Here is a 16,665-nt window from a genome sequence, read left to right as displayed (position 1 = left end):
TTCTATGAAAATAGCATTCCTCGCTCTAGCCTGTGGCGCGGCGTTAGCTGGTTGTTTCTCTGCGTGCTCCTCGGCTAAAAGCGCTGTTCAGCCGAACGCCTATCGGCCCGATGACCCTGCTCTGTACGCCACCATCACTCGGCTAGACAGCACTTTTTTTGCCGCTTATAATACGTGCGCAGTCAACCTGGCTACGTACGGGGCCTTTTACGCCGACAGCGTAGAGTTTTACCACGACAAAGGCGGGGTGATGACTTCCAAGCAGGATATTATCGAATCTACCAAGCGTAATGTTTGCGGCAAAGTAACCCGCGAGCTTGTCAGGGGCAGCATCGAAGTGTACCCCATCCACGGGTATGGGGCGGTAGAAATGGGCTTACACAAATTTCACAACCATACGGAGCAGGAAACCACCCCGCCCAGGGCTGGCAAGTTTGTCATTCTGTGGCAGCACCGCCACAACGAATGGCGCATTGCCCGGGTCATCAGCCTGCATTAGTGCGGCTCGGGAGCGGAGGTAGGGCCTCAAAACATAAAACGCAGCATCTAGCTGCTGCTCGCTGCCTGGCGCGAAAATTTATAGGGCAGCGGGTGGCGGCGGGGTGTTGCGTTTTTAGGGGTTTCTTAGCACTGAGGCGGCGCGGGGCCGTTGGCCAATGGGTTACTGGGTTGTCGCTGCTTTTAAACGCTAGCTACTAGCCCGGCGGCTTTGCCGCTCGACTCTGTGGGGCCGGGTGTGTTTACGTTCGACCGGGCCGGCATTCGCGTTGAGCTTAATGCAGCCAAGCCCCTTTTTATCTTTTTGCCGAATTGCGATAACTTCTTGCTTAGCAATACTCAAGTAGTTATTTGAGTAGTGATGCCTGGCGCCCTACCCCCACTAAGCCCGGACGGGCCCAGCGGCTGGTAGCATGGGGGCTATCTTGGCTGCCTGCAAGCAATTCTCCTCTCGTTTATATGCGCAAACTTCTGTACCTGGCCGCCGCGCTGGCGTGGGCTGCCGGGCCTGCCGGGGCCCAGGCGCCTACCCCCCTCGGCGCGGGCCAGGTAAAAATTAAAGCCAAGGCGGGCCGCCACGCCGGTGCCGCTCGCCCACGGCCGGCCGCCGCCGATTGGTCGGTGCCCTACGCCGCCAGCATCACGCCCGAGGGGCTCCAGGCTGACCTTTCGGTGCTGGCCTCCGACGCCTACGAGGGCCGCGCCACCGGCCAAAAAGGCCAGCAAATGGCCGCCGACTACCTCGCCAAGGCCTTTGCCGCGGCTGGGGTGGCCGGCCCGGTCGCCGGCTCCGACAACCCTTACTTCCAGCACTTCACCATCAACCGGGTGGGGCTAGACCCCGCCTTTTCGGTGCAGATTGGGAGCCGCACGTTCGTGGTGAACAAGGATTTTTACTTGTTTTTACCAAACCCGGCCACAATGCCCACCGTGGTGCAGCCCGCGTTTGTGGGCTACGGCATTCACACCGATGCCTACGCCGATTTTGCCACCGCCGACCCCAGCCTTAAGGGCAAAGACCTGGTGCTACTGCTTGGCGAGCCGCTGGGCAAAACTGGCCGGCCCTTGCTCGGCACCGGCGGCCAGCCCAGCGCCTACAGTGCCGCGGGCTTCGCCGAAATGGCGGCCCGCTCGCCAGCGCTGCGCACCCTGACGCCCCGGGCCACGTTTCGCATCGCGCCCAGTGCGGCGGCTTTTGCCCAAGCTCCGCAGGCGTATGAAGGCCTATTTGAGCGCCGCGAGCGGATGGCGCTGCCCGGCGACCCGGCCCCGGCGGGCCAGGGCACCAACTTATTCATCGTTTCGCCCGAGATGGGCGCCGCTTTGCTCGGCACTACCCCCGCCGGCCTGGCCCAGTACCGGCAGGCCGTGGCGAAAGCCGGCCGGCCGGTGGCCTCGCCCTTCAAGCCAGCGATTATGACGCTACCCGCCGTGGAAAAAACCGCAGCTTTCACCACCGAAAACGTGCTCGGCTACCTCGAAGGCACCGATAAAAAGGACGAGGTGCTGGTGGTGTCGGCGCACTACGACCACGTAGGCATTCAGCACGGCGTGGTATACAACGGCGCCGACGACGATGGCTCGGGCACGGTGAGCGTGCTGGCCCTGGCGCGGGCCTTTGCGCAAGCCAAAAAAGACGGCCACGGCCCGCGCCGCAGTCTTTTATTCTTGGCCAATGTGGGCGAGGAAGTGGGCTTACTGGGCTCGCGGTACTACACCGACCACCCGGTTTTTCCGCTGGCCAGCACCATCACCAACCTCAACATTGACATGATTGGCCGCGTCGATAGCGTGCATCAGGGCCAGGGGCCCTACCTCTACCTGATAGGCGACGACCGCCTTTCGGCCGAGTTGCACACGCTCAGCGAGGCCACCAACCAGCAGTACAATCCCCTGGCCCTCGACTACAAATACAACGCCCCCAATGACCCGGAGCACCTCTATACCCGCTCCGACCACTACAACTTCGCCAAGCACCAGGTGCCGGTGATTTTTTACACCAGCGGCCTGCACGCCGACTACCATAAGGCCACCGACGACGTGGAGAAAATCGACTTTCCGGCCATGGCCCGGCGCGACCAACTCGTGTTTCACACCGCCTGGGCGCTAGCCAACCGCGACGCCCGGCCGGCCCTCAGCGCCGCGCCGTAGGCGGCCGCTTACTTCCCCGCTTTACCTCCTTCACCCTACCCCCCTTTTCTCTCATGAAGTCTTTTTCCGCTACGCAATGCGCGGCCATCCTGCTCGGGCTGGCCGCCGCCAACCCGGCTTGGGCCCAAACCAAAGTCAAAACCAAAAGCAGCGCCGGCAAGCAAAAAACGGTGGTAACCGCCCCCACCGGGAGTAGCGTGCTTTCGCGGGCCAACCTCGATACGTCGGTGCAGCCCTGCGACAACTTTTACCAGTACGCCAACGGCGGCTGGATGAAGAACAACCCCATTCCCGCCGCCGAAACGTCTTGGGGCACTGGCGCCGAATTGGCCCAGCGCAACCGCACTATCCTGCACCGCATTTTGGACAAAGCTGCGGCTAATCGCTCGGCCCAGCCGGGCTCCAACATGCAGAAAGTGGGCGACTTCTACGGTTCGGCCATGGACACAGCAGCCATCGAGGCCGCGGGCCTCAAGTACCTGCAGCCCTACTTGGCTAAAATTGCCGCCGTGCAGGACCTGGCCGGCATGCAGCGCCTGCTAGCCGACCCCAAAGCGCACTTAGGAAATCCGTGGTTTGGCTTTGGGGTACTACCAGACCCGAAGCAGAGTGACGTGTATGCCGTGTACGGCGGCCAGGCCGGCCTGACGCTGCCCGACCGCGATTATTACCTCAAGGAGGATGGGCGTTCCAAAGCTATTCGGGCCGCTTACCAAACCTACCTAGTCAATACGTTCAAGCTACTGGGCGACAACCCGGCTACGGCCGCGCAAAATGCGGCCACCGTACAGCGCCTCGAAACCCGGCTGGCGCAAGCCAGCCGCGACCGGGTAGCCCTGCGCGACCTTGGAAAGAACTACAACAAGATGACTGTGGCGCAAGCCAATCAGGACTACCCCAACCTGAACTTGCCGCTGGCGCTGCAACAGGCTGGCCTGGGGGCCGCCCAGGAGGTCATTGTGGGTCAGCCCGAGTTTTTAAAGGAAGTAAATACCATGCTAGGGGCCGAGCCGCTGGCCGACCAGAAAACGTACCTGCGCTGGCACTTGGTCACGACGGCCATACCGGCCCTACCCCAGGCGTTTGGCGACGAAACCTTCCGTTTTTCGCAAACCCTGACCGGCGCCAAACAGCAGCAAACCCGCTGGCGGCGTAGCCAAACTGCTACTGACCAAGCGCTTGGCGAAGCCTTTGGCCAGCTCTACGTGGATGAAGCCTTTTCGCCGGCTGCCAAGGCGCGGGCCAAGCAGCTGGTCGAAAACCTGCGCTTAGCCTATTCCGAGCGCATTATGGCTACCGACTGGATGAGCCCCGATACCAAGGCGCAGGCCTTGAAAAAGCTCAATGCCTTTGTGGTGAAAATTGGCTACCCGGATAAGTGGAAAGACTACTCGGCGCTTAAAATAAGCCGCGAAAGCTACCTCAACAACCTGTTTGCAGCGCGCGAATTTGGCGAACAAGACAACCTCAAACACTACGGCAAGCCGATTGACCGCTCGGTATGGAGCATGACGCCACCCACGGTGAATGCGTACTACAACCCGCTCTACAACGAGATTGTGTTTCCGGCCGGCATTCTGCAACCGCCCTATTTTGACCCCACAGCCGATGATGCCGTGAACTACGGGGCCATTGGGGCCGTGATTGGCCACGAGATGACGCACGGCTTCGACGACCAGGGCCGCAAGTTTGACGCCCAGGGTAATTTGAAAGATTGGTGGACCAAGGAAGACAACGAGAAGTTCAATGCCAAGGCCGCCATGGTGGGCAAGCAGTACGACGCCTTCTCGCCCCTCGACTCGGTACACGTCAATGGCAAGCTCACGATGGGCGAAAATCTGGCCGACCTCGGTGGCCTCACCATTGCTTATCAAGCCTTCCAAAAAACGCCGCAGGCGAAGGAAAATAAGGCCATTGACGGCTTCACGCCCGACCAGCGCTTCTTCCTAAGCTTTGCTCAAAGCTGGCGCCGCAACCAGCGCCCCGAGGCGCTGCGCCAGCAAATCCAGACCGACCCGCACTCGCCCTCCCAGTACCGCGTAATGGGCCCGCTCATGAACATGCCCGAGTTTTACCAAGCCTTCGGCTGCAAAGACGGCAGCAAGATGGTGCGCAGCGCGGCCGACCGCTCGCGCATTTGGTAGGCCGCTGAGCCTAGTAACTAGCTGCTTCAACCTCTGGCTATTAGTCAAAAGAACGTCCTGCTGAGCTTGCCGAAGCATCTCTACCGCCTCTTCGGAGGAAGCGGTAGAGATACTTCGGCAAGCTCAGCAGGACGTTCTTTTAAGTTTTTACAAAGGCACGCTCGGCCAGCCTTTTTTTGTTTTTACCTAACTGCTTACCTCACTGGCTAGGCAGGGGGTAGGGCCTAGCGCCGGAAGCTTAAACCCAGGAAATATTCGCGGTCCACGCCGTGCGTAACGGGCAGGTGGGCGCCAAAATCGAGCTGCACATTATCGTTAATGTCGAACTGCGGGCCCACGTTGAGGGAGCTGCGCCACGATGCCTGGCGCACGTCCCAGTAGCCAACTAGCTCCACAAAGCCTTCGAGCAGCTTCGTAAACTCGTAGTCGGTGGTGAGCGTGGGCGTGAGCTGCAGGTAGTGCTCGCCCTGCTCGCGGTCGAAGAAATAATTGGCCGCCACTTGGCCGCCGGCGCTCCAGTGCTTGGTAAACCGGAACACGGCGGGCATTACCAGGCCGGGCTCGTAGCCGCCCTCGCCCACCGCGCCGCCGGTGGGCAGCAGCACGTAGCCAATCACGGCCAGCGCCCAGCGGCTGTCGTCGTCGCCGGCAATGGTGTGCTTCACGCGCAGCGTCAGGTCACCTACCCCCCGCGCCACCTGCGAGGCGCCGGGGTCGGCATCGTCGTAGTTGCGCGTGTCGGTGTACGAGTCGAGTGCCACCTGAAAATCGGTGCGGTCGCTGATGCCGATTTTGGCCAGGAAATGGTTGGCGTACCAGTCGTGGCCGTGGGTGGTGCCCTCGCGCCGCGTGAGCAGGCGCGCCACATCGGCCTCGTACTGCAAGTGGCCCGCATCTACCGAGTACGGGCTTTCGGTGATGCCAGGGCGGTCGGGCACCATGGGCCGCATGTACTTGCGGGGGGTAGGGTGGAACAGGTTGTACTGGTCTTTATCAACCTTAACGGTATCGTTAAGAACTGTTTGGCCTTGGGCAAAAGCTGGGCTAGCGAGGGGCAGCGTTGCCAGCAGGCAGAAGTAGAGAGGGCGCATCGTGGCAGCAAGGTAGGGCTGCCTTCGAGCAGCGGCGGGTACTTCACGAGCCCTTCATGTGCCAAAACCGGCGTTTATCGGCGGGCCGCAGCCAACCGCGCTAGTTGCGAACCAGGGGCAAGTAGTCGCGGTTAATCACGACAAATACCCGCTGCCCGTTTTGGGCTTTTTCCATGAGCTTGCCATACATGGTTTGCTCGCGAAACTCGCGGACCGCATTCCTGAAATCCTCTATGTCGGGGTTGCTCACACTCGCCACAGGCACCGCCGGATTGAACCACCCCGCCGGAGCATCCCACCACTTACCGCCAGTGGGGAAGTACAGCCGGTAGGCAAGTTCCAGCTCGGCCGTGTTGCGGATAACGTGCTCGGTGCCCGGCAAGAAGTACGCGCTATTCTTGATAAACGACTGCATAGCCTTCTTGGTAACGGCCCTGGAAGCGTTGGTGTGCGCCCGAAACCGCTGGGTTTCGCGCAGCAGGCAAAGCAGTTTGAGGCGCTCGGGGTCAATCTTGGTTTGCAGGTACGTGTATTCGGCCACGGGGTCGTCGAGGCGCGCTACGGGCACCTGGTGCTGCTCGGCCAGGTAGCGTATGTAGCCGGCCTCGCCCAAGCGGCTGATGGTAGCCGTTTCGGTGCTATCGACGCCGTCTTCGGGTTTTTCATAAAAAACAACGTTGGGCCGGCTGGTCTCAAAAGCGCGCCGCAGCTTCGCAAACTGCTCGTGCTGACAATTTTGTGAGCACACCGCCCCAAAATAGGTGATGCTACCCCCCCCAGCCACCTGCTGGGTATAGTAGGTAGCCTCCGCTGGCAGCGGGGGGGTAGGGCTGCCGCCACCCAGCGGCTGGCCATAGGCGCTGGCAGCAGCCACAAACGGCTGAGCAACCGCAACGGCGGGCAATAAGAGCGCGGCACCTACCCAAAGTAATGCTTTCATAACAAATGAGGAGAAGAGTGAAAAAAGCAGCGGCAATGCGACCGAAATAGCCCAAGCGCCCCCCGGGTAGCGGGGCGGCGGGCGGCGCCCAGTGGCGCCCGCTAAAAGGGAGAGGAGCCAGCTGAGCCAGCGCCGGCCAAGGCCCTACCCAGGGGGTAGCCATACCAGCGCCGGAACGAGGCCAAGATATTGGGAGGGGCCGCCGAGCGATAGGATAAATGCGTCAGCCCCGTTCAGCGCGCCCAAAAGAAGTGCGCAAAGTCGCTGTCAACCAATGAGTAGTTGCTGGGTGATTTCCCGGTAAAAAATCGAAACTCCCGGATAAAATGAGCTTGGTCGTAGTAGCCGCAGCGGTAGGCAATGTCCTGCCAGCTGGGCGCGGGGCTGGCCGCCAATAGCTGCAACACGTGGTTGAAGCGGACGATGCGGGCGTAGAGCTTGGGCGGCGCGCCCACCTCGGTTAGGAAGCGGCGCTCTAGCTGCCGCCGGCTCAGGCCCGCGTCGTGGGCCAGGGCCTCGATATTGACCTGGCCATGCTGGTGCAAAATGCGGTCCGCCACCAGGTCGATGGCGTTGGGCATGGGCTGCTGGCAGTGCAGCTGGCGCAGCAGCAGCTCGTCGGCCGCGGCCAGGCGCTGGCCGTTCGTCTCAGCCTGGCTAATGCGCTCAATCAGCTCGTGGGCAAACTGCCCGGCTAGTCGGCCCACGGCCAGCGTAGGGTCGGTGGCTTCCGCCATCGGGGCCCCAAACAAGTGAAAAAAGCCGGCGGGCCGGAAGTAAATCCCCAGCACCCCTGCCTGGCTCGCCTGGCGCTGATACAGCTGCTGCCAGGTAACCATGCCCACCATTCCGGCCAGGGCCGCCACCTGCACGCGGCTACCCTCGCCCGCCGCTGCCACCTCCACAGATCTGCCAACCAGCACGTTGAGGCCGTTTACTACGCCCGGCAGCACGGGCGCACCCAGGGGCACATCGTCTTCCGCGTCCTCCTCCCACACGCCATAGTACTCGACGTAGTCTGCCAGGGCTGGGGAGGGTGCCACCACCTCAAGATGCATATTCCAGAACGACAGGCGCCGCCGTGAGCTAATGAAACTATGAAGCCAAATTACGCCCCCGCCAAACGGCCTGCTTGTAAAATTGCGACATGCCCGCGTTTTCCGTTTTTTTACGGAGAGGCCGCAGTGCTGGGCGCAGCCGGTACCTTTGCGGTGTAATGGAAAAACCCAGCATTCCGCAAGGCACCCGCGATTTTGGCCCGGCCCAGGTGGCGCGTCGCCAGTATATTTTCAATGTTATCCGGCGTACGTTCGAGACGTTTGGCTACGCCCCGCTCGAAACCCCGACGCTCGAAAACCTGTCGGTGCTCACAGGCAAGTACGGCGACGAGGGCGACCAGCTGCTCTTTAAAGTCCTGAACTCGGGCAACTTCCTGGTAAAGGAGCGCCGGGGCGAAATCACGCCACTCGTCACGGCCGAGGACCTCGACGCCGGCCCCAAAGCCGTGCTGCCCAAGATTGCCGAAAAGGGCCTGCGCTACGACCTCACCGTGCCCTTTGCCCGCTACGTGGCCATGAACCGCGGCACGCTCACGTTCCCTTTTCGCCGCTACCAGATGCAGCCCGTGTGGCGCGCCGACCGCCCGCAGCGGGGCCGCTACCGCGAGTTTTACCAGTGCGACGCCGACGTGGTGGGCACCGACTCGCTGCTCTGCGAAGCCGAGATTGTGCTCATGATGGCCCAGGTGCTCAACGGGTTGGGGTTGGATGATTTCACCATCAAAATCAACCACCGCGGCGTGCTGCGCAACATTTACCAGGCGCTGGGCGGCGAGGGCCGAGAAACTGATTTGTTCGTGGCCATCGACAAGCTCGACAAAATCGGGCGCGACGGCGTAAGCAAGGAGCTGCTCGAAAAGGGCTTTACCGAACCCACCATCGACACGCTGTTTGCGCTGCTGGGCGTGGAGGGCAGCTACGCCGAGAAGCTCTCGCGCCTGCTCGCCGGTTTCGCCACGGCCGGCGTGGAGCCCGACGGCCAGCGCCCCACCGCCAGCGACGACGAGGACGACTCGGCCTTTTACCGCGGCCTGAACGAGCTGGCCGAAGTGCGCGACATTCTGCAAGCCTCGGGCTTTAAGCAGTTCGACCGGCTGGAGTTTGACCCTACCCTGGCGCGGGGCCTGAGCTACTACACGGGCTGCATTTTTGAGGTCAAAATCAACAACGTGGCGATGGGCAGCGTGAGCGGCGGCGGCCGCTACGACAACCTCACCGGCTCGTTTGGCTTGCCGGGCGTGTCGGGGGTAGGGTTTTCGTTTGGGGTAGACCGCCTCTACGATTGCCTCGAAACCCTCAACCTGTTCACCGAAACCGGCGAAACACCCACCCGGGTGCTGCTCACTAACTTCGACCAGGCCAGCGGCCGGGCGGCCCTACCCCTGCTGGCCGAACTGCGGGCAGGCGGCATTCCGGCCGAGCTGTACCCCGACGCGGGCAAGCTCCAAAAGCAGTTTAAATACGCTGATGCCAAGGGCATTCCGCTCGTCATCGTGCTTGGTCCGGAGGAGCTAGCGGCCAGCGTGGCCAAAATCAAAATCATGAAAACCGGCGAGGAAAAAACCTTGCCGCTGGGCGAAATAGTGGCGGCGCTTACGGTATAAGCCTCTTGAAATTGGAGCGCCACCGGCGGGCCGGCGGCGCTCCAGCCTTAACATACGCTACCCACTTGGCCACTACCCTCTCTGGCGGCTAGTGCGCTTGTGGCTTACACAAGGGCGGCTTTCGCTGCGAAGCGAATTGGGCCGCGGGCAAGCCAACCGTGCGGACCTTTGCCCCAGGCCGGTATTTTCTTGGCCGCTGTTTATGCCGCTTTTTTCGCCTACCCCCCTCACCCTGCCCGAGCTGGCTGCTGCCCTGCGCAGCCGCGACGCCCTACGCCTACCCCCTGCGGCCGAAACCAGCATCCAGGCCTGCTACGACTACCTGCACCAGCGCCTGGCCCACGCGCCCGACCAGCCGATTTATGGCTTGAATACCGGCTTTGGGTCGCTGCACAACGTGCCAATTCCGGCCGCTGACCGCGTGCAGCTGCAAGCCAACCTGGTCATGTCGCACGCCTGCGGCACCGGCGCCGAAGTGCCCACCGAGCTCGTGCGCCGCATGCTGCTGCTGAAGGTGCAAAGCCTGAGCTACGGCCACAGCGGCGTGGCCGTAGCCACGGCCAAGCGCCTGCTCGACTACTTCAACCGCGACGTGTGGCCGGTGGTGTACGAGCAGGGCTCGCTGGGGGCGAGCGGCGACCTGGCCCCGCTGGCGCACCTCTGCCTACCCCTTCTCGGGCTGGGCGAGGTCAATTACCAGGGCTACCGGCTGGCGGCCAGCGACGTGAACGGCCTCTTCGGCTGGGAGCCGCTGGCGTTGCAAGCCAAAGAGGGCTTAGCCCTGCTCAACGGCACCCAGTTTATGCTGGCTTACGCCACCGAGGCGCTGGAGCGCACCCAGCGCCTGCTCGATGCCGCCGACGTGATTGGGGCGCTGTCGGTGGAGGCGTTTGGGGCGCACGCGCAGCCTTTTGCCGCGCCGCTGCACCGCGTGCGGCCCCACGCCGGCCAGGTGCGGGTGGCCGAGCGTTTGCGTGCGCTGCTAGCTGGCTCCGAATTGCAGGCCCGCGACCGCTACGCCCTGCAAGACCCGTACTCGTTCCGGTGCCAGCCGCAGGTGCACGGCGCCAGCCGCGACGCGGTGGCCTACGTGGCCCAAACCGTAGAAACAGAGTGCAACTCGGTGACGGATAACCCGATTATTTTTCCCGAAGAAGACTTGATACTGAGTGGCGGCAACTTCCACGGGCAGCCGCTGGCCCTGGCCCTCGACCACCTGGCGCTGGCCGTAGCCGAGCTGGGCAGCATCTCGGAGCGGCGCACGTACCAGCTTATTTCGGGGCAGCGCGGGCTGCCGGCTTTTTTAGTGGCTGAGCCGGGGCTGAACTCGGGCCTGATGATTCCGCAGTACACTGCGGCGGGCATCGTGAGCCAGAACAAGCAGCTGTGCACGCCCGCCAGCGCCGACAGCATCACGAGCAGCAACGGCCAGGAAGACCACGTGAGCATGGGCGCCAACGCCGCCACCAAGGCCCGCCGCGTGGTCGAAAACGTGGAGCAAATATTGGGCATCGAGCTGCTGACGGCCGTGCAGGCCCTCGACTTGCGCCGCCCCCACCGCAGCAGCCCCGCCCTAGAAGCCGTGGCGGCCGCTTTTCGCGAGGTGGTTACCTTCGCGGCGCGTGACCGGGTGCTGGCCCCCGACTTGCACCGCGCCGCCCAATTTGTGCGCGAATACTCTTGGCACTAAGCAGTCGTTAGCGGTTGGTATGAAACAGTTTTTTCTTTCCGTGATGGGCCGCTGGCTGTTGGGGCTAGGGGTAGGGCTGGGCCTGCCGGCCCTGGCCGCCGCGCAGTGCACCCTCACGCCATTTCCGGCGGGCTGCCCTACCCCCTTCGTGGCCATCGACGTAGCTACGGGGCAAGAGGTGCAGGCGCTGTGCGTGGGCCGGGCCGTGCGCTTCGACCTAAGCTGTGGCCGCTCGATAGCGTCCAACCTCTTGTACTACAACGCCCTGGCTGGCACCAACACCACGCCTACAAACTGCGACTTCACCCCCGGCAAACTGACCAATAATACGTTTACCCCCACCGCGGCTGGGGCGTTCACTATCTCGGAGCTGGCCAACCCGGCCAGCGGCAGCGGCGTGGGCACGGTGTTCGTGCGCAACTTCCAGGTGTATGCCAGCCCGGCGCCCACCATTTCGCTTGCGCCGTGCCTCAACAACTCGGTGGCGCTCACCATCGCGGCCAGCGGCTACGACCAGTACTTTGCCCAGGTGAACGGGGGCGCCCTCATCGGGCCGTTGGCGGTGGGCACCGCCACCATTCCGGCGCCGGCCGGCAGCAGCCTTACCGTGGTGGGCCGCTACCTAGCCAATGGCCTCTGCGAGGGCCGCGCCACCCAAACCGTGCCGCCCATTGCCGCGCCCCAAACGCCGGTGCTCAATCGCCTCACGGTGCAAACTGTGCTGCCTACCCTCACGCTGGGGGTTGAGGCGGCTGGCTTGCCCGCCGGCTACCGCTACGATGTGCAGCGCGCCGACGCCAGCAGCCCCGGGGGTTTTCGGCGGGTGTTTGCCTTTGCGGGGGCGAGCACCGCGGCGTTTACTTTGGCCAATACGTCGGCGGGGCTTTACCGCATTGGCCGGCGCGATGTGTGCGGTACCGATTCGGCCTTTTCGGCGCCCGTGCCCACCATCCTGCTCAGCAGGGCGTCGGTTAATAATGTCAATAACCTGACCTGGCAAACGGCGGGCCCCGTGGCCAGCTACACCCTGCTGCGCAACGGCACCGCCCTGGCTACCCTCCCCCCCGGCAGCAGCGCCTACGCCGATGCGGCCGTGACCTGCGGCACCACCTACACCTACCGCTTGCAGGCCACTACGGCGGCCGGCAACCAGTCGGTTTCCAACGAGGTGGCGGTGCCCACCGTCTCGGCCCTCCCCCCCGCCGCGCCGCTGCTCAACGCCAGCTTCGACCGCCAAAACCGGGTGGTGCTCACGGCTACGGCGGCTGGGGGCGCGGCCCTGCCCGCGGGCAGCCAGCTGTACTACAGCCGCCAGGGCGGGCCGGGCGCCCTCGACTTTGGGGTGGTGCCCGCCGCCACCGACACCCTGCGCGACCCCGCTGCCCTGGCCACGCTGCTGGCCGCGCCGCCCTGCTACACCCTGCGGCTGCAAGATGTGTGCGGCAACACGTCGCGCCCTACCCCCCCTACTTGCCCCAGCCTGCTAGCGGTGGCCGCCGCCGACTCCGATGGCCTTACGGCGCAGCTCACGTGGTCGGCTTTCCAGGGGCCGGGCAGCCCGGCGGTGGCGGCCACGTACCGCGTGCTCAGCCTCGGGGCCGATGGCACGGTGCTGGCCACTTCGGCGCCCACCACCAGCCTCAGCTACTTCGACCCTACCCCCCCCCCCGACCGCCAGGTGCTGCGCTACCGCCTCGAAGTGAGTGGGGCGGGGCTACCGGCGGGCACCGTCAGCTACTCTACTACGGCCACGCTGGTGCGGCGGCCGCGCCTGGTGGTGCCCAATGCTTTCACGCCCAACGGCGACGGCCTCAACGACGTGCTGGAGCTGAAAGGGCGCTACCTAAATGGCTTTACTTTCGTAGTAATTGACCGCAACGAGCAGGAAGTATTTCGGGCTACCGACCGCACCCAGACCTGGGATGGCACCATCCGGGGCCACGCCCCGGTGAACGCCGCCTACGTGTGGCGCCTCACCATGCAGGACGAAACCGGCCAGCCCTTCATCCAAACCGGCACCGTTACTGTTTTGAAATGATTTTTTGCTAAAGTGAAAAAATAAAAAACACGTAAAAGGCGGTCATGCTGAGCCTGCCGAAGCATCTCGCTCGCCGGTAATGAATGCTTGAGTTAGTGCTGCAAGCGAGATGCTTCGGCAGGCTCAGCATGACCGCCTTTTTAGCACTTGTTTACCTCGAACAACCAATCACCCTTTCCATGCCAGACACTCAATTTGCTGCCACCTACGAACTGGGGCAGTACCAGTCCGCCGTTGAGGCCGAAGTGACCGCCCTAAACGACCAAAATTTCACATCCCGTTTCTGGCAAAAAGATGCCACCCTGTGGACGCAGGACGCGGCCGCGCAGGATAGCATTCGCAGTTTTATGGGCTGGCTCCGCAGCCCCGAAGTGATGCTGAAAGCCGTACCCGAAATCATGGATTTTGTGCACGAGGTGCAGCAGGCTGGCTTCCAGCACGTGGTGGTGATGGGCATGGGGGGTAGCACAATGGCGCCCATCGTGTTTCAACGCTCCTTCCAGCAGGGCACTACCAGCCTACCCCTCTCCATTCTCGACACCACCGACCCCGGCACCGTGGCGGCCCTAGAGGCTACGCTGCCGCTAGAGCACACGCTGTTTATCGTGGCCAGTAAGTCGGGCACCACGGCCGAGCCGCTGGCGTTTGGCGATTATTTCTACGACAAGGTAAAGGCCATCAAGGGCGAGAAGGCCGGCGAGAACTTCGTGGCCATCACTGACCCGGGCTCCAAGTTTGTGACCCAGGCTACGGCCGAGGGCTACCGCCACATCTTCCTGAATTTTGCCGAGGTAGGCGGCCGTTTTTCGGCCCTCACCTACTTCGGGTTGGTACCAGCTGCGCTCTACGGCATCGACATTGCAGCCCTCATCCAGGGCGGCGTAGACATGATGGGCAATTGCGGCGCCAACGGCCCGGTGGCCGGCAACCCCGGCCTGCTGCTCGGCACGGCGCTCGGCGTGCTCGCCAAGCAGGGCCGCGACAAGCTCACCCTCATCACCCCCGACTCGCTGAGCAGCGTGGGCTTGTGGCTCGAACAATTGCTGGCCGAAAGCACGGGGAAGGAGGGCAAAGGCATTTTGCCGGTAGCCGGCGAGCCCCTTGGCACGCCCGAAGAGTACGGCACCGACCGCGTATTTGTGTACCTGGGCTACGAGCGCGAAGCCGACCAGGCCAACCAGCAAAAGCTGCACGCCCTGGTGGCGGCTGGCCACCCGGTTATCACCATTCGCCTGAAGGAGCCGCTGGACTTGGGCAGCGAGTTTTACCGCTGGGAAATTGCGGTGGCAGTAGTGGGCATCGTGTTGGGCATCAACCCCTTCGACCAGCCCAACGTGCAAGCCGCCAAAACGGCCACCGACGCCCTCATGAAGGTCGTGACGGAGCAAGGCAAGCTACCTGCCCCCGGCGAGCCCGCCGCCAGCCAGGATGGCGTGAGCTATTACACCAAAGTGAGCGGGGCCGATGCTACGGCCGTGCTCCAGGCCTTTTTCGCGCAGGCCCAGCCCGGCGACTTTATGACGCTGCAAGCCTACTTGCACGAGTCAGACAAGCTGAACGAGGAACTGGCTCAGTTCCGCAAATTGGTGCAGGACAAGCTGCGCATTGCCACTACCTCGGGCTACGGCCCGCGCTTCCTGCACTCGACTGGCCAGTACCACAAGGGCGGCCCCAATAAGGGCCTATTTGTGCAGTTCACCGCCGACCACCCGCAGGATTTGCCGCTGCCCGGCCGCACCTACACCTTCGGCACCTTCGAGAATGCCCAGGCCCAGGGCGACCTCGACGCCCTGCACCAGTACGACCGCCGCACCCTGCACCTGCACCTCGGCCCCAACCCCGAGCAAGGCTTGCAATCGGTGCTGGCCGCGCTGCCCGCTGCCCTCGGCAAGCTGGGGTAAGGAACTACCGTTTTCGGTTATTAAAAAAGGCTCGTGCAGTACTGTACGGGCTTTTTTTGCGTTGGCGAGGTTGCCGCAGAAATTAAGTGTCTTTCCGTTCTACTTGGCTGTAGAGATAGCTAAAAAGAGCGGCTTGCTGCGCTTGTCACAGCATCTCTACTGAGCACTACTGGCCCACCAAACCGGTAGAGATGCTGCGACAAGCGCAGCAGGACCATCGCGCTCAAACGCATTTTTACGCCGCCGAATAGTGGCTGTACGAGCCGGGGTCGTCGCACAGATACACCCGAAACGTGGTGCCGCACCCCGGCTGGCTATCTACTTCGAGGTGGCCGCCACCGCCTTCTACTAGCCGGTTAACCAGGAACAACCCTACCCCCGTGCCTTCGCCCGCCTCGGGGTGGAACCGCCGGAATAAGTGAAACAACTCGTCGCCAAAACGGTCTAGGTCGATGCCCAGGCCATTGTCGGCTACTTCGAGCACGGGGCAACCCGCCACTTCGTAGGTGCGCACTTTCACCCGCAGCGAGCGCCCCGGCTGGTGGTATTTCAGGGCGTTGCTGAGCAGGTTAGTCAGCACCGTGCGCAGGCGGCTGCGCACGTACGACACGGTTGGCACGGCCGCAAAATCGACGGTCAGCTCGGCGCGCGTGGCCAGCAGCTCGGGGCGCAGCGTCAGGGTTACTTCGGTGGTAAGGTCGGCAAACGACACGGGCTCCACGGCCTGCTCGCCCGGGTGCCGCTGCTCCTGCACCACGGCCGCCAAGTCGTGGATGGTGGTGGACAGATTGCGCAGCGACTCATCAACCAGCCGCAGCACCATCGCCTCGTCGGCGTCGTGAAAGGTGGCCGTGCGGCGCAACTCGGCAAACAGGCCCACTAGGTTGTTGACGGGCTGCTTAAGGTCGTGGCTGGCAGCGTACACGAAGTTATCCAGGTCTTGGTTGGTGTGGGCCAGCTGCTGGTTGCGGGCCCCAATTTCTTGGTTGGCCACGTAGAGCGAGGTGTTCTTTTCGTGCACCTCCTGGCGGCTGGCGGTAAGGTCGAGCAGCGACTCGCGCAGCTGCTGGTTCACGGTGCACAGCTGCTCGTGGTAGCGACCCACGTACTGGCGCCACTCGTTTTTTTCGATGGCATGCGCCACCGTTTTGTAGAGCATAGCATGGTCAAACTGCTGCTTTACCAAGTAGTCGAGGGCCCCGTTGTGGAGGGCGCGCACGGCCAGCGTTTCGCTACCCCGCCCCGTCACCATCACCACGCACAGCGTGTCGGGCGGGCACAGCGCCTGCAAGCTGCCGAGCATGCGAAGCCCATCGGTATCGGGCAGCTGGTAGTCGAGCAGCACGCAGTCGGGCTGCCAGCGGGCAAACAGCGCCAGGCCTGCCTCGCCCGACGAAGCTTCTGCAAATTCTAGCCGCTCGCCCCCCGCCTGCTGGGTGAGGTAGCGCCGATAGAGCAGGCAGTCGGCAGGGTCGTCTTCAATGAGCAGGATTCGTTTCATGGTAGACGAAGGAGGAAAATCAAAAAAAGCGGTCCTAACGGCCCGCGCA

The 16,665-nt window shown here is 63.1% G+C and carries 11 protein-coding genes; 7 read left to right on the top strand and 4 right to left on the bottom strand.

Going from position 1 to position 16,665, the window contains the following annotated elements; all coding sequences use genetic code 11:
* The first annotated feature begins 4 nt into the window (after positions 1 to 4).
* The 3 genes from GO988_RS01525 (at position 5) to GO988_RS01515 (ending at position 4,793) form a co-directional block, all read left to right on the top strand.
* The gene (locus GO988_RS01525) at positions 5 to 499 is read left to right on the top strand and encodes a nuclear transport factor 2 family protein (protein WP_157561769.1); all 495 of its coding nucleotides are present in this window, start codon (positions 5 to 7) and stop codon (positions 497 to 499) included.
* Between the two features lie 458 nt (positions 500 to 957).
* Positions 958 to 2,649 carry a M28 family peptidase gene (locus tag GO988_RS01520; protein WP_157561768.1) on the top strand — a complete coding sequence of 564 codons (1,692 nt, stop codon included), beginning with the start codon at positions 958 to 960 and terminating at the stop codon, positions 2,647 to 2,649.
* Positions 2,650 to 2,702: 53 nt separating this feature from the next.
* Positions 2,703 to 4,793, top strand: a complete 2,091-nt coding sequence (locus tag GO988_RS01515; protein ID WP_157561767.1) for a M13 family metallopeptidase — start codon at positions 2,703 to 2,705, stop codon at positions 4,791 to 4,793.
* A 224-nt stretch (positions 4,794 to 5,017) separates the two neighbouring features.
* Here the strand turns inward: GO988_RS01515 and GO988_RS01510 are convergent, their stop codons facing one another.
* The 3 genes from GO988_RS01510 to GO988_RS01500 form a co-directional block, all read right to left on the bottom strand.
* Positions 5,018 to 5,884, bottom strand: coding sequence for a transporter (locus tag GO988_RS01510; protein ID WP_157561766.1), 867 nt, complete (start codon positions 5,882 to 5,884; stop codon positions 5,018 to 5,020).
* 100 nt (positions 5,885 to 5,984) lie between these two features.
* A complete protein-coding gene (locus GO988_RS01505) occupies positions 5,985 to 6,824 on the bottom strand; it encodes a hypothetical protein (RefSeq protein WP_157561765.1) in 840 nt (279 codons plus the stop codon).
* A 233-nt stretch (positions 6,825 to 7,057) separates the two neighbouring features.
* Entirely contained in the window at positions 7,058 to 7,882 is an 825-nt protein-coding gene (locus GO988_RS01500) for a helix-turn-helix domain-containing protein (protein WP_157561764.1), read from the bottom strand.
* Positions 7,883 to 8,040: 158 nt separating this feature from the next.
* Between GO988_RS01500 and hisS the strand changes: the two genes are divergently transcribed.
* The 4 genes from hisS (at position 8,041) to GO988_RS01480 (ending at position 15,115) form a co-directional block, all read left to right on the top strand.
* Positions 8,041 to 9,486 (top strand): histidine--tRNA ligase, encoded by a 1,446-nt coding sequence (gene hisS / locus GO988_RS01495; protein WP_157561763.1) that lies wholly within the window; start codon positions 8,041 to 8,043, stop codon positions 9,484 to 9,486.
* Between the two features lie 202 nt (positions 9,487 to 9,688).
* Positions 9,689 to 11,176, top strand: a complete 1,488-nt coding sequence (gene hutH, locus GO988_RS01490; protein ID WP_157561762.1) for a histidine ammonia-lyase — start codon at positions 9,689 to 9,691, stop codon at positions 11,174 to 11,176.
* A 19-nt stretch (positions 11,177 to 11,195) separates the two neighbouring features.
* Positions 11,196 to 13,214 carry a T9SS type B sorting domain-containing protein gene (locus GO988_RS01485; RefSeq protein ID WP_157561761.1) on the top strand — a complete coding sequence of 673 codons (2,019 nt, stop codon included), beginning with the start codon at positions 11,196 to 11,198 and terminating at the stop codon, positions 13,212 to 13,214.
* Between the two features lie 179 nt (positions 13,215 to 13,393).
* Positions 13,394 to 15,115 carry a hypothetical protein gene (locus GO988_RS01480; RefSeq protein ID WP_198172460.1) on the top strand — a complete coding sequence of 574 codons (1,722 nt, stop codon included), beginning with the start codon at positions 13,394 to 13,396 and terminating at the stop codon, positions 15,113 to 15,115.
* A gap of 235 nt (positions 15,116 to 15,350) precedes the next feature.
* Here the strand turns inward: GO988_RS01480 and GO988_RS01475 are convergent, their stop codons facing one another.
* Complete coding sequence (locus GO988_RS01475; protein WP_157561759.1) at positions 15,351 to 16,616, bottom strand: sensor histidine kinase; 1,266 nt, start codon at positions 16,614 to 16,616, stop codon at positions 15,351 to 15,353.
* Positions 16,617 to 16,665: the final 49 nt, after the last annotated feature.

The organism is Hymenobacter ginkgonis, assembly GCF_009755225.1.
Taxonomy (GTDB): domain Bacteria; phylum Bacteroidota; class Bacteroidia; order Cytophagales; family Hymenobacteraceae; genus Hymenobacter; species Hymenobacter ginkgonis.
Note: the sequence above shows the minus strand (reverse complement) of the source record. Positions and strands in the feature narration are given on the sequence as shown.